We start from the raw sequence: 19529 nt of genomic DNA, 5'->3' as shown, positions 1-19529 counted from the left end.
TTACACCCCCAACACTTTCTTTTTCTTTGCTTCTGTTAAGACTGTGATAAATGCAAAGAGCAGATAAAAAGGGACAAAAAGCATAAATACCCCTGTGATGGTTGCTTCAGGTGTAATAGGACTGTAATTTTTGAGTAAGAACATAAGGATTCCATTTGTGTTTAATAGATATTCAATCATAAAAAGGTTGGAGAGCATAAACCAAAACATCGTTTTAGAATGATAGAACATACTAAATAGAGCATTACGGAAAATATGAACAGCTAAAATAAAGGGTCTTCTCAAACCTTTTCCCTTTGCAAGTTCTACATATTGTTTACTCGATTCGTCCTCAAGCAAGAGTAATAAAATTCTCACCAGGTACATCGTTGGCAATATGGATAGACATATAATAGGCAAAAAGAGTGCAGGATTCTGATAGGTATTGGTAATTTGGAATAGGAGGATATCTGTCTCTTTATAAAGCCAAATTATGAAAACTTGAAACATAATGACAACAAAAATGTCGGGTAAGGATTCCAAAATAAAAAGAATAAACTGAACAAAACGTTTTAAGTGTATAGGAAAGAGCATAATTGCATAGGTGAGCAAAAAAGTAGTTAAAACTGAAATTGAAAGTGCAGAAGCAAATATTTTAAGAGATGAGATGTAAGGGATAAGAATATCGGGAAACAGTGGTAGCATTTTCCCTTTGTAATAATAATGTATATCTAAAATATGAAGGAGTTTGTTTGCAGTAGTTCCAATCGCTCCAATATATTGATTAAACTCTAAAGAAAGTTGCGACTTAATGAACCAGCCACTAGATATCAATCCTGTATCAATTAGTTTTATTGTGTTGATTAGTTGAGTCATATCCATAAAAAGATAGGGCAATAAGATAATACAAAAAATGCTTATTAAACTCATGCAAAATTGGAAAATGAGTTTACTTGTCATATATACCTCCAAAACAGATAAATGAATAATCGCAAGTATAGTCCCTTAATTATAAGTTACAAATTTTACAAATTCTACCTAAAAATGAAATAAATATGTAATGATTTAACTGCCATCGGAAACTAATGAAAAAAATCAGTTTGAAGACAGACCTGTAATGCTCTTAAAGGAGCGACTAGTTAAAGGGGAGATTACCAAAGAAGAATATACGAGAATTAAGAATATAATGATGAAATTATAGCTATAAAAAGTGCTGCCATACTTCATTACTTATGGCGGGACTCCGCACACATGGAGACTAGGATCATACAAAATCCTATGTTATTGTTTTAGGTTTGAATGGAAATTAGTCCCTTAATATCTTTAACTTAAACAAATGTTTAAAAAGTACACTGAAAGCAGTGTGCTTTTTTCATTAGAAGAATACATCATGGACCTCACTAAGTTAGCTAAAAAATGAGATATTTTTCCACATCAATCGTCTAATACATAAACAGAACAGAAAACTTTCTTTTTAAGTAGGGGGCTGAACATGGATTTTTCAATTGAATGTAAAAACCTAAACAAAATCTTTTTAGGGGATGGTGTTGAGACGTACGCCTTAAAGAACGTTAACGTTACGTTTAACCAAGGAGAATTTATTTCCATTGTAGGGTCATCAGGTTCTGGTAAATCTACTTTACTCAGTCTGTTGGGTACTTTGGATATACCTAGTCAGGGAGAAATCTATTTTGGTGACCAAAAGATTAATCAATTAAAAAGTAGAAAGCTAGCTGATTTTCGATTCGAACACATCGGTTTTATTTTTCAGCAATTTCATCTTCTTCCAACCTTAACAGCTTTAGAAAACGTAATGTCTCCTCTTATGGCAAGAAAAGTTCAGTACAATAAAAAAGAAAGAGCTGAATCGTTACTGAAACAGATGGGTTTAAAAGATAAATGTAACGCTCTTCCTTCACAATTATCAGGAGGACAGCAACAACGAGTGGCAATTGCGAGAGCACTTGTACATGAGCCAAGCTGGCTGCTTGCGGACGAGCCTACAGGTAACCTTGATACGGAAACAGGGGAAACGATTTTTCAGTTGCTTCAAAAATTAAACAAAGAAAAAGAATGTGGTGTGATTATAGTCACCCATGATCCTCTATTAGCAGAACGAGCCGATTTACAAATTGAAATGAAGGACGGAGAGATCATAAGGGAGCATAGGAGTGTCCGTAATGCTTAAATTCATATGGAACTCGTGGTGGAGAAATAAAGAGAAATTCATCCTTGTACTCGTTGGTGTCTTAATCTTAAGTATCGGGCTCAGTTATTTGGTAGGAATCACACAAGCCAATAATGGAACGATTGTTGATGAACTGCAAAAAAGATGGAAATCTTCTTATGATATTGTCGTTCGACCACAAGGAAGCCGCAGTGTAACTGAGGATTTAAATCTGCTAGAACCCAACTATCTTAGTGGGCTATCAGGCGGTATTACGATGGAACAGTATGAAAAGATTAGAAAAATGGATTCTATTGAAATAGCTGCACCCATTGCAATGATTGGTTTTACGAACAATGATGTCAAACTGGATCAAGTTAATGTCACAATACCAGGTGTTTATCGGTTAAAAATGACAGAAATGAATAATAACGGGGTTATTAAAGAAATAGATGAAGGAGATTTTTATTTTACTGTTGGAAAATGGAAGCCTTCTGATTCTGGAAAAGAGTATGGTACCGCAGAGTTTGATGGTAGTCTCAGTTATGGGAGCTATTTATTACTCGCTGGAGTAGATCCTGAAGAAGAAGCTAAACTAGTTGGTCTTGACAAAGCGATTATTAAAAGTGAAAATAGCCGGTATTTCATAAAAGGTGACACTGCAGAAGAGATTAGTTTGGATGCTACCATTAAAGATACCTCCATTCCTGTCATTATGAGCAAAAAAGAGTACGCAGATAGTAGAATTTCTTTTGTCGTAGAGAAATTAGATATTCCTTTTCAATCTGGTGAACAACAGAAGTCAATGGAAAACGTCAGGAACAATGGCGGATTAGAATTTTTAAAGAAGCAAAAAGGAATTGTTGTTGAGAAACGTACGTTTACAACTTCTCAAGCACAGAAAAAAGTTGTAGAACAAATCATGAATAATCAGAGCACTCTTGATGACCACTCAAAATTTGTGGCACTTAAACCGTCCCCTGTTGATTATCGTCCAATAGACAGTCCATTTAAAGATAGATGGACCTTTTCATATGAAATTACGCCTTTTACACTTCCAGAAGATTCTCTGATAAAGGTGGATCAAGCATACCGTCACGTAAACATGTTTGGTGATGATTTTAATAGCTGGTTACGATTAAGAGTTGATCCTGTAGGTATTTTTGACCCCACAAAAATAAAAATTTCCAAAGATCCGTTGACAGAACTTCCAATGGAAACGTATTTTCCAGCTAAAGCTCAATTGGTAATGGATGCAGATGAGACACCTGTAAATCCGCCAAGAACAATGAAACCTGAAAATAACCCTTATGGTTTTTTAACAAAGCCACCAACAATGTTAACGACTCTTGATGCAGCTGCAAAATTACTAGGAGATAAGCCTATTGCTTCTATCAGGATTAAAGTCAAAGGCGTAAATCAATTAAATAAAGAAAGCGAAAAATTATTAAAACAGGTAGCAAAAGAGATCGAAAAAGAAACGGGACTCATAACGGATATTACGTTAGGCTCTTCACCTCAACCTGCTTTAACACATGTGCCAGGGATTGAAAAAAAGAAGAGCATCGGATGGGTTGAGCAGCCTTGGATCAAACTCGGATCTTCTATTTCTATTTTCAAGGAAACGAAAGTTGGAGCATCATCATTTATCATAACTGTCCTTCTGGTTGCGATTGTTTACGTATTTTCTTCTAACCTAATCATGATGTATGCTCGCAAGAAAGAATACGCTGTTTTATTGTCTTTAGGTTGGAGACCTAATCAGTTGTCTAAATTATTATTTATAGAGTCAACGATATTAGGCAGTATCGTATCTATTATCAGTTGGCTAATTCTTGGCTATATTTATCTTTCGAATGATATTGATACATCTACTGGTCGTATTCTATTGATTGGTGTATTTGGACTGTTTATCTACTGGATTGGAACACTTGTACCAGCGATGCTTGTTCGAAATATCCAACCATACGAAAGTATGAAAGCTGGTGAAATATCAAAAGGAAAACGATATTTCAAATCTCAAACACCTATTGGCATAAGTAATAATTATATGTTAACAAGGTGGAAACGAAGCGTATTATCTATTCTTTCAATCGCTCTTCCTTCTACGATGCTCATCTTCTTCATCTTTGTTACATTTCGTTTAAAAGGAGTTATGTATGCCACCTGGCTGGGGCAATACGTTGCTCTAGAGGTTGGTCCGATGCATTATTTAGCAATGGGTATTGCGATGGCTATCGCAATTTTAACTACACTCGAAATCATTTGGCAAAACGTTGTGGAAAGGCAGCCTGAATTTGCGGTACTCAAAGCATTAGGCTGGCGAGATGAAACCATTAGAAGAATGATTTTGTTTGAAGGCGGAATGAATGGATTAATCGCTGGAATTATTGGCTTACTATTAGCATTACTAACGATTATAAAAGTGTACGGACAGTTTCCAACTAATGAATTTTTCATTCTACTTGCAACGATCATAATCCCCATACTTGCAGGGGGAATTGGTGCGGTTATTCCATCTATTAAAGCCGTCAAAATACAACCTTATCAAGGGTTAGGAGGAGGATATAATAATTCAAGAAGAGCTGAAAAACGATTTAAATATGTATTTGCTATGGGAGGGGCTTGTTTATTTGCAGGAATTATTTTATTACTCGGTTCAGCAATTCCCGTAACAATAAACAGTGCAAATACAAGTGAAACTGCCGATCCTGTACAAGGCACAAAAGGAAAAGTTATAGAAGTTTACAAAACTTCTCCTTCAAAAGAAAAACCTGACAAAAAAAATAACAATGTTACTGGGTTTTCTGCTTACTACGATTCAGCTTATGAAAGAATTACTGCTGGTGAACAATTTTCAATGAAAAATGATTTTACAGATGAAATATACTTTACCATTGATATCGGAAAAGACCTCTCTAGTAAAAGAGAGGATAAACCAAAAGAGGGTTATAAATTTATATCAGTTCCTTTCACATTTACAAATTATGAAGAAGTTACTTGGCTAATGAAACCATACACGTTTCAATTGATTGATTCTAAAGGTAATAAATACAATGCAAAGGATTGGAAGGTTATTGAAAAAGAAAATTGGAGGGGACTAACGCAATTGGTGGGGAAGGGAAAGGCAAGCTTAATAACAACTTACGAAGTTCCAGAACAAACGGACAACTTAATTTTGGTTTTATCCTATACGAATTTACCTGGGGATATTGTGGTAGATATAAAATAATTTATATGTAGAAATAACAGTATGTATTGGCAATTCAAATTTCTAAAGAAGTGACTTAACCTTCGTGTGATCCGGGGATTGAACAACCAACGCCGACATCAATCCAAACCAAAAAGCACGCTGCCGGCGTGCTTTTCTTTTTGATGATTAATTTTTTTCAAGGAACCATCTTAATGCCTTTTTTGCATGATCTGGGTTCATTCCGTTAGCAACGTTACTTAAAGAAGATCGCCAACTTGCAGAAAGAATTACTTCAGTACCTTCTATTTTTTCATCTAGTATTTCTTTAAACAATTGTGCTACTAAATCTCTATTGCCACTAGGATCTTGTTCACTTAAGAGTTTGCAAACATCTAATTTAATGGCAGCATCAAAACCTACTAACATCGCTGATTTAATAGACAACAATGGTTGATCGTGAACAGCTGAGGCTCCCTCCATTCTACTTGTAATTCTACGTTCAACTTCTTCACGAACAATACGATATAACTCTAGCTTATTTCCGAAATGATGATAAAGTGCACCAGTTGTAACTCCAATTGACTTAGCGAGTTGTTGGACATTTACTCCTTCGAAACCTTGAGTTCCAAAGTCTTTTATAGCTTGGTTTAATATCTTCTCTCTTACCGTACCTGGAATTGGGATATTAGCTCTCATGCATCCATTATAACATGTTGACACACATACGTAAATCATTTACGATTTACGTAAATGATTTACGACCACTAATAAGAAGATAAGGGAGTGTTGCAAGATGAAGTTAGTTTTTCATTCTCAACCTGTAAAAGAGATGAAGAAGGCAGTATCTTTTTATCGTGATGTATTAGGGATGGAAGAGGCGTGGAGAGAAGGAGATCATACAGTAGCGTTTAAAACAAATGCAGATACTCAGATTTTACTTGAGGATGATGCTGAGGAACATACATACGGACCAGGAAGTGTTTTTTTGGTTGAGAGTGTTGATGAATTTTTTCAAGAAAATAGAGCTTCTCTTATTTTTATAAAAGAGCCATGTGATATTCCACCAGGTAGATATGCGATATTTAATGATGATTCAGGAAATCCGATACGAATAATAGACATGTCCAATAGGTAGCTTTCGGGTAACGTGTACATCGTAAATTAAACAAATGTTTAAAAAGTAAACCGAAGCATGCTGATGGCGTGCTTTTTTTATAAAATAAAGGAATTTTGTGAAGAGTTAAGAAAGAATATAGAATCAGTAAATTTAATAAAAAAGGGTTGAACATTTTATGAATACAGAAATAATTACAAAACTTAAAATACGTAAGCCGGCTAAAGAGGTGTTTGAAGCGTTAGTAAACCCTGAACAAATGTCTAATTATTGGTTTTCATCAGGAACAAGTAGGGTGGAAGAAGGAAAAGAGATTACTTGGAGGTATGATGAATACAATGCAGAAGGCATCATAACCGTATTAGAGGTTGAAGAAGATAAGAAAATCGTATTCTCATGGGGAGGCCAAGACCAAGAAACAGTTGTCACTATTACCCTAACGGAAATGGATAATTTCGAGTCGATTATTGAAGTCAATGAATCTGGTTTAAAAGAAGAGGACCCTGAAATCGTAACTAAGATGATCGGACAAAAAGAAGGCTGGGTATATATGTTAACTTGTTTAAAAGGGTATTTAGAAAATGATATCACTAGTTTGAGAGCATCCTTAATGCATTAGTTCTATATTAAAAAACACGTGAAGAGCGTGTTTTTTTATGTTTTTAAAGAAGCATCAGGCACTGCTTGCTTTAGATTTTTTTGATAACGAATGATGGCCAAAGCTAAAAATGCGCTCGTTGCAATGAGTATTGAACCAAATATGTAAACCCATCTAATTCCTAGAAAATCTGCTATTAGACCGACAATTGCTATAGATAGACTTGTAACGGTAGATGAAATAATGCTTCTAGAAGCATAGAGTTTAGGCAGTAAAGAGCTATCCACGCCAGTTTGAATAGCGGTTTGCTGTGCTACATCTCTTAACTGATAAGCAGGTCCCATACCTACACAGAGGATGAGTGAGAGTATTGGAATGCTGTTTAACCCATAGAGCAACGTAAATAAACTGAAAAACGCTGAACCAATTATCATACTAGCAATCAAGTGCTTTTGAATCCATTTTGCCATCCAAAAAGTCATAAAACCACCAAGAATTGTTCCAATATAATAACTTGAATTTATGAAACCCCACCATTCTTCACTTTGATTTAGGGCTTCTTTAACATAGACCAATGTAATGGCACCTATCCATATGGTCCCTGCCATACCTTCAATTATGTCCATAATTGTAACCATTCTGAGTGTGTGATTGTTCCATAAAAGGGACCATCCTTCTTTAATGAGTGCCCATCTGGATTTTCTGTTCTCTACACGTTGTTCGTCTACAAAGGAACGGCTTGTTTGATATAAGCTAATTGAAGCAAGCCATAGAAGAATAGCGGTCGTAATTAAGGTTGGCATATGACCAAATTGGATGACTAAGAATCCAGTGAACGTATACCCTGCAATTTGAACAGATTGATTGGTTATAGATAGGGAGCTATTCGCTTTTATTAGTTCACTTTTTGAAACGATCCGTGGCACAACGGACTGTAGTAAAGGAGATCCCCATCCTTCAATAAAAGAGATGACAAGTACGAAAAGAATCAGAAAAACGATATGAGATGTAATAGGATCAAAACCAATGATAAGAAATGTGATCAATACAGCTTTTATGATTTGAAGAGAAACTAACAGATGAGCATACTGAAATTTTTCGAGTAACAGAGGAGTGGTAAACCCTGCTGTAAATCTAGATATAGCATTAAATAAAGGGAATAACGCTGCGATAAAGGCAGACTGTGTCTCACGATAAATGAATGTTGTAATGACCATGATATAGATAACATCAGCTAAGGAAATATTCGTTGAAGCGAACCAATAATAATAGAAAGACCGTTTCATCCTTACAACTCCCATAACAAGTTATTATATTTAATATACAAAAAAGTATAAAAATAACAATGATAATAAAGGACTTATTTGGTATTTATGGAATTTTAGACTTTAGGGGGGATAATGATGCCTAAACTTACACATCGTACGTTTATTAAAGTAGCACCAGAACAGGTATACCAAATACTCACGACAGCTGAAGGGTGGAATACCTGGTTTACAGATCATACTTCTCTATACATAGAACCGAATGGAACGGGAGAAATACGATTAAGATGGACTGAATTTGGAAAGAACCAGGAAAATATGGAAGATGGGGGCAAGATAATCGAAGCAATTCCGCACAAGACTTTTATTTTTCAATGGTCACCAGGTGAGAGTACAACAACCGTATCTTTTACACTTGAGCCATTTAAAGAGGGTACTTTAGTGGTTCTTAATGAGACAGGATATACAGATTCTGATAATGATTTAGCAGCATGTATCGGGTGTGCAGGTGCTGGGGAGAAGCTTTAACCCTTTTAAAAGTATATTTAGAGCACGGGATTGTTCATAAGCAGGATTTAAGGTATTAAAAGAAAAAACACCAAAGCCTTCTCAAATGCTTTGGTGTTTTGATTTTATTAGAGAAATGACATCAGAAACCCGCCAGCTGCTCCTGTAACAACAATAATCCATGGGGGCAGCTTCCAATACACAAGCATACTAAAAAGAATGGCAGCAAAGGCAAAATCAATGGACTCTTTGATGGTACTCGTCCAGATTGGGTGGTAGAAGGCTGAAATTAAAATACCGACCACAGCTGCGTTCACTCCCATTAACGCACCTTTGATTTTTGGATTGCGGCGCAGCATATTCCAAAAGGGAAGTGTACCTAGAATAAGAAGAAAAGCAGGTAAAAAGATGGCAAAAGTGGCCAACAAACCGCCTTGCCATCCGTTCACTACGGCTCCGATGTAGGCAGCAAAAGTAAATAATGGTCCTGGTACAGCCTGGGCAGCACCGTAGCCCGCCAGGAAAGCTTCTTCACTAATCCAATTGGTTGGAACAAATTCTCTCTCTAGCAAAGGCAACACAACATGCCCGCCACCAAAAACCAATGAACCAGACCGATAAAAGCTGTCAAAGAATGCGATCCAGCTGATTGATGTGGCTTCGCGTAATATCGGTAAAATAAGGAGTAAGCTAAAGAATAGGACTAAACAAATTACGGCAAATCGTTTCGAAATCGGAAACTCGTATTCTGAATGCTCACTTTCGTTATGTTTTCGGAAAAGAAGAAAGCCAAGAATTCCTGCTATTAAGATAACACCCACTTGAGAAAAAGCAGTTTGCCAAAGGAGGGTTACGACTAATGCAAACAAGGCAATGGTTTTTCTCTTTAAATCAGGCGTGAGTTTTTCGGCCATTCCCAAAATTGCATGTGCCACTACGGCAACTGCAACAATTTTCAACCCATGAATCCAGCTGACGTCACCAACATCAAGACCTTGCAAAATGATGGCAAATACAATCAGTGCAAGGACAGAAGGAAGGGTAAAGCCAATAAATGAAACTATACCTCCTAAAACACCACCTCGCATTACGCCGATTCCAATACCAACTTGGCTGCTTGCTGGACCAGGTAAAAACTGGCAGAGTGCAACTAAATCCGCATAACTTTTTTCATCCAACCATCTTCTTTTTCTCACATATTCTTCATGAAAATATCCCAAATGTGCGATAGGACCACCAAAGGAAGTTAGACCGAGTCTTGTTGATATGAAAAGGATCTCTATCAGTATTTTAAATGTGTTTTTTCTATCTGTCATGATTTGTCACCTCTATTTTTCATTTATTTCTTTAAAAAGTTCGTATGCTTTGTTTCTTGCTTCAATCAAAACTTTTTCCCCTTTTTTTGTAGAGGTATAATACTTTCTTATTTTTCCTTCTACATTTTTTTCTTCTTTTGTTAAAAGCTCATCTGCTTCCATGTTGTGAAGGATAGGGTAGAGAGTACCAGAACTTATGTTATATCCATGCTCTTTAAGCTCGTTAAGCATCCAAGTCCCATATATGGGATGTTCTTTAGCATGGTGGAGAATATGAATTTGGATAAATCCAAGAAAAAGCTTTCGTAATACCTTATCTTCCAAGACTTCACATCCTTAATTCCCAATTAATATCGAATACCAATATCGGGTTTCGATTTTATGGTAACATTCCATAATTTCATATTCAACTAACTTACTAACTAAATGGCTGTAATACAAATAAAGGTTGATTGAAGGAAGGCAAACAAAAAAGCACGCAGGCTGCGTACTTTTTTTAGACGATTATTAAGCTCGTTTTCTTTCTTCTTCCACATATTCTTCAATTCTCTGTTTGCTTGTCAGGTTTGTCAAAAATGAAATACCCACCAAGCTGATAACACCAGTAGTCATACCGTAAATGATAGGAGTTGTTGCAGTAAGTCCTTCAATAAACAGACCAGCTAGAACAACGATGGTACTGATTAAAATGGCATAAAAACCTGAGTTTGGAGTTGCTTTCTTCCAAAAGAAGGTCATCACTAATGGAACAAAGATTGCACCAGATAGGATAGCATAAGCGACATCGAGAGCAATTAAAACATCTTGTATCCAAATGGAGAAGGTAATAGCGATCAATCCGATAAATAATGTAGTAATTCTTGAAACCAGTAAAAGTTTTTTATCTGTTAGATTTTTAAGAAGATATGGTTTTAAAATGTCATTAGTAATTAATGTTGACGAGGCCAGCAACGATCCAGATGCGGTTGACATTAAAGCAGAACAAACACTTGCCAGTACTAGTCCTAAGATGCCTGTAGGTAAAATGGTGAGAGCCATAGTGGCAAAAGTATTTTGGGCATTGTCCATATTTGGAATGATAATAAATGCGCACATCCCAATGATGCTTCCAGCGATTGCATAGGCAAAGCTATAGATACCGGCGAAAATGGACCCATTCCTTGCAATCTTGTTAGATTTTGCGGTAAATACTCGCTGCCAAATATCTTGTGATACGACCATTCCAAGTGCAAATAAGAGAAAGTATTGAAAAATTTGCTGATAGCCAATGGAAGTGAAACTTAAGTGGGCTTTCGGTAATTCAGCAAGAAGATTGCCTAATCCATCAACTTTAGAAATACTCATAGGTACCATAATGAAGAAAATGCCGATTGTCATAATAACAAATTGAATGATGTCGGTAACCGTAACGCTCCACATACCTCCAAGAATGGTATAAAAAAGAACAATACCTCCTCCTACAAGCATGGAAGTTGTTAAGCTCCATCCTAGAAGGACATTTATAATGGTTCCCATTCCAATCACTTGTGTGACAGCAATCATTAAAGTATAGATAGAGGCAACGATTGCGCTTAGAAGACGTGTTTCGGATTTATACCTTTTTCCGAGAAGCTCACTGATTGTCGTTACTTTTAAGGAATCGATCTTTTTGATAAATATCGTTCCAAGAATAATAATACCTAGGCCAATCATTGAAACAAACCAAATTCCTGAAATGCCATACTCATATCCAAGTTTTGTGGTTCCGATGGTTGCTGCCCCGCCAAGGATAACAGCGGATAAACAACCAAGATACATGAACATGCCTAGATTTCGTCCTGCAAGGTTAAAATCTTCAGATGTTTTCGCTTTCGTTGAACCAATAATTCCAGCACCAATCAATACAGCAAAATATATTAAGACAACAACCGTATCTAATGCTTGCATGTCATTAACCTCCTTTTATTTTTGAATCTTTGATGCTTTTCGATAGCAAGCTATGCATTCTGGTAGTGTTTATTTAATTCTGCTTGAATTTCTGTCTGATATTCAGTGATTGCTTCTTCAAGTATGAATAGCCCTTGATCAATTTGTTCTTTATTAATTGTAAGTGGTGGAATCATTCGAATGACTTCACTGTTATTTCCGCATAAGTAAAAGAGAGCTCCTTTATCAAGACATTTGTTTAGGATCGTCATAAGTGCGTTTCCATCAGGTTTACCTGAAAAAGGATCGATAATTTCAATGCCGATCATGAGTCCAAGAGCACGTACGCTTCCGATTACGGGATATGCAGTCTCTATTTCTTTCAATTTGTTATACGCATAAGCACCCATTTCTTTGGAGTTTTGAATCAGCTTTTCTTCTTTTAAGACTTCAATTGTTGCTAATGCTGCAGAACAAGCGATCGGGTTTCCGCCGAATGTTGTTCCATGACTGCCAAGCGGCCATTGTTTCATTAATTCTTTAGAGGCAACTGTAGCACTTAACGGTAGACCGGACGCAATCCCTTTGGCGATAGCCATAATATCAGGCGTCACATTAAAAGTTTGAGCAGCAAACCATTCTCCTGTTCGCCCAAAACCGGTTTGAACTTCGTCAAAGATCAGGAGAATGCCATGTCTATCACAAATTTCTCTCATTTTTTTGAGCCATCCTTTAGGAGGAACAATATATCCTCCTTCACCGAGTACGGGCTCCACAATCATGCATGCAACTTCTTCAGGAGTCACTTGATGATTGAAGAGAGTTTCAAAATCTTTTTCTAGTTTTTCAATGACATATGTTTCAGGATCCATTCCACTTGGACAACCCGTTACATCTGCATAAGGAACCTGATAGGTGAGCCCGTTTGGTTGAAGAAATTTACGGTATTTACTCTTTGAGGTCGTAACACTTAACGCTCCGAGCGATCGACCATGAAAACACCCAATAAAAGAAATGACATAGGGTCTTTTTGTTACATGTTTTGCTAGTTTGATAGCCCCTTCAATGGCCTCTGTTCCGCTGTTTGCAAAGAAAAAGCAGTCAAGGTTTCCTGGAAGAACATGTGTTAGTTCATCGGCGAGTTTAAGGATCGATTCATACATAATGACACCTGATGGACCGTGCACAAGATGATCAGCAGCCTCTTTTATAGCTTGTACAACTCTAGGATGTCTATGGCCTGTGTTTGCAGTTGCAATTCCAGAAGTGAAATCTAAATATTGTTTCCCGTCCAATCCATAATAATAGCAGCCTTCCGCTTTCACGACGGGAAGGTTGGGATGGTCCTTGGCCATACTTGGTGCTAGTAAATCAGGCATTTTCGTTATTAGGTTGTTCCAGTCTGTTAACACATGAATTCCTCCTTGAATAATACGAACTCTAGCTGAAATATCTTGCTAGTTGAATATTCATGCAAGTTCCATGCCAGGCAAATTAATAAATCTTATATTTTTTCATTTTTCTTACAATTGACGGCTGGCTGATCCCAAGAGCCACTGCCATACGAACAGTCGTTTTGTATTTTTTTCTTGCATTCTGAAGGATCTGCTTTTCCTTTTCGTTCAACTGTTCCTTAAGGGAATGATCTTCATTCATATGTTTAGTTGTTGGAGAAACGGAATCTATAATATTGTCGGGAAGTTGTTCTACAGATATAAGGGTAGAAGGGGATAGCACTACCAATCTTTCCATGATGTTGATCAACTCTCTTACATTACCCTTCCATTCATAATGAAGGAGATGGTGGATGACGGCTTCATCCAGTTGTTTCTCTCTTTTATACTTTGTTTCAAACTGATTTAAAAGAAGGTTGATTAATGGTAATATGTCCTCCGTACGGTCGCGAAGGGGAGGAATCGTGATTGGCACTACATTTAAACGAAAATAGAGATCTTCTCTAAACAACTTATCTTGTATGGCCTTCTTTAAGTCTTTGTTAGTAGCGGAGATCAGGCGGAAATCTACTTTGATTGGCCGTGTGCCGCCAACCCTATAAAACTGTTTTTCCTGAATGACTTTTAAAACTTTCACTTGGTGTTGAAGCGGGAGTTCACCTATTTCGTCTAGAAACAATGTTCCTCCATCAGAAAGCTCAACTAGACCGATTTTTCCTTTTTGATTAGCACCTGTAAACGCCCCAGACTCGTAACCAAATAATTCGGCTTCAAATAAAGAATCGGGTATAGCTCCACAATTCACTTCTATAAATGGCCCATTGTTGCGTTGGCTTTTATTATGAATAAACTTGGCTAGAAGAGATTTCCCGACTCCAGATTCACCTAATAGTAAAGCATTCACGTCAACTTCAGATAACTGAAGTGCGGTACTGATGACTTTTTTCATTTCATTACTATTTGCAATCATTCCTGCAGCGCGTAATTGCTTACTTCTCAAGAGATCAAGCTCGCTTTTTACTCGCTCCATTTCTTCTTCCATCGTGTTTAAAAAAGTCTTATATTCCACCAGCTCAGTAATGTCGTGTGAATAGCTGACTACTCTATATAGCTCACCTTTTTCATTCATCACAGGAATCCCTGTTACAAGAAGTTTTTTTCCTGTATGTGTTTTTTGAATAAAAGTTATTTTCTTTTTTTCTTTTACAACCATCGGCGTTAGGATAGGGGTAAAGAGACCTTGAGCTTCAAGATCGTACACGGACTTTCCCACTAAGCTTTCTGAATCGACACCATAAATCTTTCCGGTTACTTCACTAACTTTTAAAATGATGCCTTCTATGTTAGTTACTAAAATATCATCTTTTAAAGAATGGAGAATTTGTTCATTTTCGTTCCAATCATTAGGATGAGTCATGAGTATCATACCTTTCAATCTTACATAATCATTATTTACTTATGAATAATTATTTATTTTTGAATAATTATAACAATTTGAACGATTGATTCCTATAGATATAAATAATCAATTATGAAGTATTATTTATATCATTTAGGCAGTAATTGAATTTTAAATGTTACAATATATGGGGACGAATAATTATTTATTATGAAGATACGGAGTGTGGGACTTGTGGAATCGACATTAACGGTTGCCAATTATCTAAAAGAAAATGCGGAGCTTCTAGCTAATAAGATCGTTGATGATATTATTAAAAAGTTCGGTTTTCAAGTAAGTGAAGAAGACATAGATCAAGCTAGAAAAATGTATGTTGATTTTTTCACGTTCTTAAGTGAATCAATAAACGGTGAAGAAGGTTCTGTACCCGAGAAGCTGCTCACGTGGAGCAGAGAAAACGGTGAGAAAACAGCTGCCGAACACCAACAAATTTCAGAAATTCTAGTTCGTTATCCAGATACGAGAATTGTTTTTGCTGATTTTATTATGGAGATTAGTTTGGAGCATGGACTTCATACAGAAGAAGTGGTCTTAATACTTAAACGCGTTCATCACATGCTGGATGTGAGTATTAATGAGACCGTGTTTGCATTCGAGAGGCGATCTAAAGAAATTCTTTCAAAGACAAAGAAAGAACTGCGGGAGTTATCAACACCTATCGTCCCTATTCAAGACGGATTAGCTGTTCTGCCGCTTATTGGGGCTTTTGATATTGAGCGTGCTGACCACTTGATGAATCATGTTTTACCGAAAATTCCAGAATTGAATATTGAATATTTAATCATGGATTTTTCAGGAATCGTAACGATTGATACGGAAGTAGCTTCTTATATTTTTAACGTGTACCGTGTTCTTGGATTGTTAGGAATTCAGGTTATTGTAACGGGGATTCGTTCAGAACTTGCGATCCGTGCGGTAGCAGAGGGCATTAACTTTTCTTCTTTAAAAACATACGCTAATGTGAAACAGGCAATTGATAGCTTCAAACAGATAGGATAGAAAAAGCGCGCTAAATGCGTGCTTTTCTTTATTTTGCTTTATCTTTCATGTAATTAATAAATCCCTCGCGATGACCTGCTTTATCGATAATTTTACGCACGTAATAGGGATCTTGTAACAACCCCTTTTGCTTATCGAGGAGAATCCATTCTTTTAAGAGTGGATCACACAAAAGTTTTTTATACCACTCTTGCTCTTCTAACTCCATCCAAAGTTCATTGATATCAGGATCTTTCTTTTTCAGTACATGCTTTTGTATGACTTCAATAAACAGGCCTGCTGTTAACAAAGATAACAATAAAAAAAACATATTCACACACCTTCCAACTTAATATAAGATACCAAAAATTAAGAAGTTATGCGAATGAATATGATTTTTTACAATAAAAATAGTGCGCCGAGGCACACTATTTTTCGTTATTTAGAATGTTTTTTTATAATGTCTTTTAGTTCAGACCAATTGGTTAATCGGGGAATATCCATATGCTGATTATAGGTTTGGTCTCTTACATACAGTTGAACGGATTCGTTTGTAAGTGTATCTAAAACATTAGGTTTGTCATCAAAGTAGAAGTCCAGGTTCAAATCCTTAATGGTGTGTATCTTTTCCTCATCCTTCATCCCGCAAAAGAATCGGCCTTCTTGGACAGGAAAACCGGCTTCTTCCACCCATTTTTTCGTCTGTTCACAATGTTTTGCAGGTCTAGCCGTAATATAGTAGATTTCATGTCCTTGATCGTTGAGTTCCTGTAACACTTCTATTGCATCAGGGTAGGGAGGGCAATCAGTGAAATAGATTTCTTCCATAGAATCTAGCCACATCTGATTTCCTTCTTTTGTTGAAAGTCCAAACGGCTCGTGAATCTCAAGTGTTTTTATCGTTTCGAAAACATCAAGAGGCACACTCTGCTTTAACTTTTTATTGTAAATATGAAAAGCATGCTGCCTTAAGTTAATTAATGTGTCATCAATATCAAAACCAAATCTCATATGCAAAACCTCTTATTTGTATTTTGGATAGCTTGTAAATTTATAATCAGGACCTACTTGAGTGACTGTAAGATCATCAAGTTCAATAGCATCAGCCATTTTTTCTATACCAGCTCCTCCAAAAAAGGAGGGTGAATCTTTGCCTCCGATTAACTTGGGAGCGATATAAAAAATAGCTTTATCGACCAGCTTGTTTTCTAGAAACACGGCGTTAATCGTTCCTCCACCTTCAATGAGTAGGGAAGAGATCAAATTTTCTCCTAAGACTTTAAGGACCTGATGTGGATTCACTTGGTAGGTTCCTGCTACAAATACTCGTATGCCAAGCTCTTCTAATTGAACTTTCTTGTCATTATCATGTCTCTCACTTGTGAAAACCCAAGTTTCCGCCAGGTTATCGGTCATAACTTTCGAGTCGACAGGAATCTTTAATGTTGAATCCAGGATTACGCGGATAGGATTACGGCCATTAGGAATTCTTGTCGTGAGTTCAGGATCGTCATGAATAACAGTATTTACACCAACAAGAATAGCTTGATTTTCATTTCGGAGTTGATGAACATCCAATCTGGACTCAGGTGATGTGATCCATTTGCTGTTATTTGAGTGACTTGCAATTTTTCCATCAAGAGTAATCCCTGACTTCAACGTAACAAAAGGAATCTTTTCCACAATGAATTTGTTGAATACTTCATTCATTTTACGTGATTTTTCTTGAAGTATATTGACTTCAACTTCAATGCCAGCATCCTCTAGAATCTTTACGCCATTTCCTGATACGAGTGGGTTTGGATCAAGTGTTGAAATGACAACCTTCTTAATGCCAGCTTCTACGATTGCGATTGCACATGGTCCCGTTCTTCCATGGTGTGAGCAAGGTTCAAGTGTAACATAGATCGTACCGCCTCTTGCATTTTCTCCAGCCATACGAATAGCGTGAATCTCAGCGTGTGGTTCACCAGCTTTAAGGTGTGTACCTATTCCAACGATTCGATTGTTGTTAACAATGACAGAGCCTACTAAAGGGTTTGGATCTGTCTGGCCTTTCATTGCCATTGCATTATCTAAGGCAAGCTGCATATAGAATTCATGGCTGCTCATTTTAGAATGTCCCTTCATTTTCTAAATGACCGGATCTGTGGATTTTTGTTTTCAAATATTTTTCATTAAATTCAGAGATATCGCCCCATATTGGGGTTCTGCCTGAAACAGATAAACCAGAGTTAGTGAGTGCTTCAAGTTTTTTTGGATTGTTTGTAATGAGTGTGACAGGTTTAGTACGTAACACTTTTAATACTTCAATGGCATCGTCATAGTTTCGAGAATCATCAACAAAGCCCAGGCTTTCGTTTGCTTCAACCGTATCTTGTCCATTTTCCTGAAGAACATATGCCATCGCTTTGCTGAATAACCCAATTCCTCGGCCTTCGTGGTTAGCTAAATAAAAGAGAGCTCCAGTTCCGTGTTCAACAATCATTTTCATGGATTGTTTAAGCTGATATCCGCAATCACAGCGTTTGCTTCCAAAAATATCACCAGTGTGACAAATCGAATGCATGCGGATCAAGGCATCGTCGTCATATTCAAAATCCCCATAAACAAGAACGCTCGATTGCTGATATTCAGCTAAATTGGCTGAAGATAATTTTTCGATCACTTCTTCAAAGTTATCTGTTTGTTTACAACCTTCTAACCAACAGTACCACTGAAATACAACCGTTTCTCCATATAGATTTACCGGGAGACGAATGGGACCAACTAAATAGATGGCTCCTTCATCTTTTTTTATCAATTGTATTTTATCTTCTAATAGCGAAAGGATTTTTTGTTTATCGATGTTTTGAATCATTTTGTTGTTCCCCTTTATAAATCATTCGTAATTATCTATCATTTATTTTTTATATACGTTTATTTTATACCAGATGAAACAAATGAAAGTAGTGATTTGCTCTTATTGGAAAAAAAAGCATTGAATACCCACTTTCTGGCCATCCGTGCTTATTGTCCTTTATTATATGAGGACTCAAAAAAAAGGACTGTATTAATGGTTAGCTAAATTCGTTACTTTGTTTCATTCGAATTGTGCGGAGGGTGACTGGCTATTAACAAATAATCATAGAGCGAAGAGGTATTGTTCCTTTTTGAGCGAATACATATCACGCGGTTAAATAGAGTTTTTAGATAAGGAGAGGTTAACTATGAAAATAAAAGGTTTCGGCGGTGTTTTTTGGAGAACTGGTAACAGAGAGGTTTTGAAAGAATGGTATAGAGAAGTTTTACAAATTGAAATGGAGGATTGGTTTGGAACGGTTATCACTCCTCAAAAAGGCAACGAGACAATTTTTTCGTTTTTTACAGATGAAAATGATTATTTTCCGAAAGAACAGGCTGTAATGCTGAATTTTCAAGTTGAGAACATGGATGATTGTGTAGAACACTTAAAAAAATTAGACATTCCTCTGTTAAGGGAGACTGAAAAAAGTGAGTATGGAACATTTAACTGGATTGCTGATCCCGAGGGAAGATGGATTGAACTTTGGGAGAAGAATTAGTGTAAAATGAATGATAGTATGCATACTAACA

Annotated in this window: 20 protein-coding genes; 8 read left to right on the top strand and 12 right to left on the bottom strand. The window is 36.6% G+C overall.

Annotation, left to right across the window (positions count from 1 at the left end):
- Nucleotides 1–939, bottom strand: a complete 939-nt coding sequence (locus tag KUV80_RS15410; protein ID WP_222463615.1) for an ABC transporter permease subunit — start codon at nt 937–939, stop codon at nt 1–3.
- A 157-nt stretch (nt 940–1096) separates the two neighbouring features.
- Between KUV80_RS15410 and KUV80_RS18920 the strand changes: the two genes are divergently transcribed.
- The 3 genes from KUV80_RS18920 (at nt 1097) to KUV80_RS15395 (ending at nt 5378) form a co-directional block, all read left to right on the top strand.
- Nucleotides 1097–1180: an SHOCT domain-containing protein gene (locus KUV80_RS18920; protein WP_222463691.1), complete on the top strand. Its 84-nt coding sequence runs from the start codon at nt 1097–1099 to the stop codon at nt 1178–1180.
- A 291-nt stretch (nt 1181–1471) separates the two neighbouring features.
- Nucleotides 1472–2167 (top strand): ABC transporter ATP-binding protein, encoded by a 696-nt coding sequence (locus tag KUV80_RS15400; protein WP_222463614.1) that lies wholly within the window; start codon nt 1472–1474, stop codon nt 2165–2167.
- Complete coding sequence (locus KUV80_RS15395; RefSeq protein WP_222463613.1) at nt 2160–5378, top strand: ABC transporter permease; 3219 nt, start codon at nt 2160–2162, stop codon at nt 5376–5378. The genes KUV80_RS15400 and KUV80_RS15395 overlap by 8 nt, the downstream gene beginning before the upstream one ends.
- A 147-nt stretch (nt 5379–5525) precedes the next feature.
- Here the strand turns inward: KUV80_RS15395 and KUV80_RS15390 are convergent, their stop codons facing one another.
- Nucleotides 5526–6035 carry a TetR/AcrR family transcriptional regulator gene (locus KUV80_RS15390; protein ID WP_222463612.1) on the bottom strand — a complete coding sequence of 170 codons (510 nt, stop codon included), beginning with the start codon at nt 6033–6035 and terminating at the stop codon, nt 5526–5528.
- A 97-nt stretch (nt 6036–6132) separates the two neighbouring features.
- On the opposite strand from KUV80_RS15390, the gene KUV80_RS15385 reads away from it, so the two are divergent.
- Together KUV80_RS15385 and KUV80_RS15380 are read left to right on the top strand one after the other, a co-directional pair.
- On the top strand, nt 6133–6474 hold the full coding sequence (locus KUV80_RS15385; protein ID WP_222463611.1) for a VOC family protein: 342 nt from the start codon (nt 6133–6135) through the stop codon (nt 6472–6474).
- A gap of 157 nt (nt 6475–6631) precedes the next feature.
- Nucleotides 6632–7072, top strand: a complete 441-nt coding sequence (locus KUV80_RS15380; RefSeq protein ID WP_222463610.1) for an SRPBCC family protein — start codon at nt 6632–6634, stop codon at nt 7070–7072.
- 35 nt (nt 7073–7107) lie between these two features.
- On the opposite strand, the gene KUV80_RS15375 is transcribed toward KUV80_RS15380, so the two are convergent.
- Complete coding sequence (locus tag KUV80_RS15375; protein ID WP_222463609.1) at nt 7108–8337, bottom strand: MFS transporter; 1230 nt, start codon at nt 8335–8337, stop codon at nt 7108–7110.
- Nucleotides 8338–8454: 117 nt separating this feature from the next.
- Between KUV80_RS15375 and KUV80_RS15370 the strand changes: the two genes are divergently transcribed.
- Nucleotides 8455–8844, top strand: coding sequence for an SRPBCC family protein (locus tag KUV80_RS15370; RefSeq protein WP_222463608.1), 390 nt, complete (start codon nt 8455–8457; stop codon nt 8842–8844).
- Between the two features lie 107 nt (nt 8845–8951).
- Here the strand turns inward: KUV80_RS15370 and KUV80_RS15365 are convergent, their stop codons facing one another.
- The 5 genes from KUV80_RS15365 to KUV80_RS15345 all read right to left on the bottom strand — a co-directional run bounded on the left by KUV80_RS15365 (nt 8952) and on the right by KUV80_RS15345 (nt 14915).
- On the bottom strand, nt 8952–10139 hold the full coding sequence (locus KUV80_RS15365; protein ID WP_222463607.1) for a chromate transporter: 1188 nt from the start codon (nt 10137–10139) through the stop codon (nt 8952–8954).
- 12 nt (nt 10140–10151) lie between these two features.
- The gene (locus KUV80_RS15360) at nt 10152–10463 is read right to left on the bottom strand and encodes a PadR family transcriptional regulator (RefSeq protein WP_222463606.1); all 312 of its coding nucleotides are present in this window, start codon (nt 10461–10463) and stop codon (nt 10152–10154) included.
- A gap of 183 nt (nt 10464–10646) precedes the next feature.
- Entirely contained in the window at nt 10647–12065 is a 1419-nt protein-coding gene (locus KUV80_RS15355) for a sodium:solute symporter (RefSeq protein WP_222463605.1), read from the bottom strand.
- A 50-nt stretch (nt 12066–12115) separates the two neighbouring features.
- Nucleotides 12116–13456 (bottom strand): aspartate aminotransferase family protein, encoded by a 1341-nt coding sequence (locus KUV80_RS15350; RefSeq protein ID WP_222463604.1) that lies wholly within the window; start codon nt 13454–13456, stop codon nt 12116–12118.
- Between the two features lie 82 nt (nt 13457–13538).
- A complete protein-coding gene (locus tag KUV80_RS15345) occupies nt 13539–14915 on the bottom strand; it encodes a sigma-54 interaction domain-containing protein (protein ID WP_222463603.1) in 1377 nt (458 codons plus the stop codon).
- A 216-nt stretch (nt 14916–15131) separates the two neighbouring features.
- Between KUV80_RS15345 and KUV80_RS18855 the strand changes: the two genes are divergently transcribed.
- Nucleotides 15132–15956, top strand: coding sequence for an STAS domain-containing protein (locus KUV80_RS18855; RefSeq protein ID WP_222463602.1), 825 nt, complete (start codon nt 15132–15134; stop codon nt 15954–15956).
- 28 nt (nt 15957–15984) lie between these two features.
- Here the strand turns inward: KUV80_RS18855 and KUV80_RS15335 are convergent, their stop codons facing one another.
- From KUV80_RS15335 to KUV80_RS15320, 4 genes are all read right to left on the bottom strand, one after another.
- Nucleotides 15985–16266, bottom strand: a complete 282-nt coding sequence (locus tag KUV80_RS15335; protein ID WP_222463601.1) for a hypothetical protein — start codon at nt 16264–16266, stop codon at nt 15985–15987.
- A 107-nt stretch (nt 16267–16373) separates the two neighbouring features.
- Complete coding sequence (locus KUV80_RS15330; RefSeq protein WP_222463600.1) at nt 16374–16946, bottom strand: 5' nucleotidase, NT5C type; 573 nt, start codon at nt 16944–16946, stop codon at nt 16374–16376.
- Nucleotides 16947–16958: 12 nt separating this feature from the next.
- A complete protein-coding gene (gene ribD, locus KUV80_RS15325; protein ID WP_222463599.1) occupies nt 16959–18047 on the bottom strand; it encodes a bifunctional diaminohydroxyphosphoribosylaminopyrimidine deaminase/5-amino-6-(5-phosphoribosylamino)uracil reductase RibD in 1089 nt (362 codons plus the stop codon).
- Nucleotide 18048: 1 nt separating this feature from the next.
- On the bottom strand, nt 18049–18795 hold the full coding sequence (locus KUV80_RS15320; RefSeq protein WP_222463598.1) for a GTP cyclohydrolase II: 747 nt from the start codon (nt 18793–18795) through the stop codon (nt 18049–18051).
- A gap of 349 nt (nt 18796–19144) precedes the next feature.
- Between KUV80_RS15320 and KUV80_RS15315 the strand changes: the two genes are divergently transcribed.
- A complete protein-coding gene (locus KUV80_RS15315) occupies nt 19145–19498 on the top strand; it encodes a VOC family protein (protein ID WP_222463597.1) in 354 nt (117 codons plus the stop codon).
- The last annotated feature ends 31 nt before the right edge of the window (nt 19499–19529 follow it).

Source organism: Fictibacillus nanhaiensis (assembly GCF_019801215.1).
Taxonomy (GTDB): domain Bacteria; phylum Bacillota; class Bacilli; order Bacillales; family Fictibacillaceae; genus Fictibacillus; species Fictibacillus nanhaiensis_C.
Note: the sequence above shows the minus strand (reverse complement) of the source record. Positions and strands in the feature narration are given on the sequence as shown.

What these genes read in the sequence shown, in the direction of transcription:
- KUV80_RS15410 (WP_222463615.1), bottom strand. Translation starts at nt 939, where the DNA reads ATGACAAGTAAACTCATTTTCCAATTTTGCATGAGTTTAATAAGCATT.
- KUV80_RS18920 (WP_222463691.1), top strand. Translation starts at nt 1,097, where the DNA reads ATGCTCTTAAAGGAGCGACTAGTTAAAGGGGAGATTACCAAAGAAGAA.
- KUV80_RS15400 (WP_222463614.1), top strand. Translation starts at nt 1,472, where the DNA reads ATGGATTTTTCAATTGAATGTAAAAACCTAAACAAAATCTTTTTAGGG.
- KUV80_RS15395 (WP_222463613.1), top strand. Translation starts at nt 2,160, where the DNA reads ATGCTTAAATTCATATGGAACTCGTGGTGGAGAAATAAAGAGAAATTC.
- KUV80_RS15390 (WP_222463612.1), bottom strand. Translation starts at nt 6,035, where the DNA reads ATGAGAGCTAATATCCCAATTCCAGGTACGGTAAGAGAGAAGATATTA.
- KUV80_RS15385 (WP_222463611.1), top strand. Translation starts at nt 6,133, where the DNA reads ATGAAGTTAGTTTTTCATTCTCAACCTGTAAAAGAGATGAAGAAGGCA.
- KUV80_RS15380 (WP_222463610.1), top strand. Translation starts at nt 6,632, where the DNA reads ATGAATACAGAAATAATTACAAAACTTAAAATACGTAAGCCGGCTAAA.
- KUV80_RS15375 (WP_222463609.1), bottom strand. Translation starts at nt 8,337, where the DNA reads ATGAAACGGTCTTTCTATTATTATTGGTTCGCTTCAACGAATATTTCC.
- KUV80_RS15370 (WP_222463608.1), top strand. Translation starts at nt 8,455, where the DNA reads ATGCCTAAACTTACACATCGTACGTTTATTAAAGTAGCACCAGAACAG.
- KUV80_RS15365 (WP_222463607.1), bottom strand. Translation starts at nt 10,139, where the DNA reads ATGACAGATAGAAAAAACACATTTAAAATACTGATAGAGATCCTTTTC.
- KUV80_RS15355 (WP_222463605.1), bottom strand. Translation starts at nt 12,065, where the DNA reads ATGCAAGCATTAGATACGGTTGTTGTCTTAATATATTTTGCTGTATTG.
- KUV80_RS15345 (WP_222463603.1), bottom strand. Translation starts at nt 14,915, where the DNA reads ATGACTCATCCTAATGATTGGAACGAAAATGAACAAATTCTCCATTCT.
- KUV80_RS15335 (WP_222463601.1), bottom strand. Translation starts at nt 16,266, where the DNA reads ATGTTTTTTTTATTGTTATCTTTGTTAACAGCAGGCCTGTTTATTGAA.
- KUV80_RS15330 (WP_222463600.1), bottom strand. Translation starts at nt 16,946, where the DNA reads ATGAGATTTGGTTTTGATATTGATGACACATTAATTAACTTAAGGCAG.
- ribD (WP_222463599.1), bottom strand. Translation starts at nt 18,047, where the DNA reads ATGAGCAGCCATGAATTCTATATGCAGCTTGCCTTAGATAATGCAATG.
- KUV80_RS15320 (WP_222463598.1), bottom strand. Translation starts at nt 18,795, where the DNA reads ATGATTCAAAACATCGATAAACAAAAAATCCTTTCGCTATTAGAAGAT.
- KUV80_RS15315 (WP_222463597.1), top strand. Translation starts at nt 19,145, where the DNA reads ATGAAAATAAAAGGTTTCGGCGGTGTTTTTTGGAGAACTGGTAACAGA.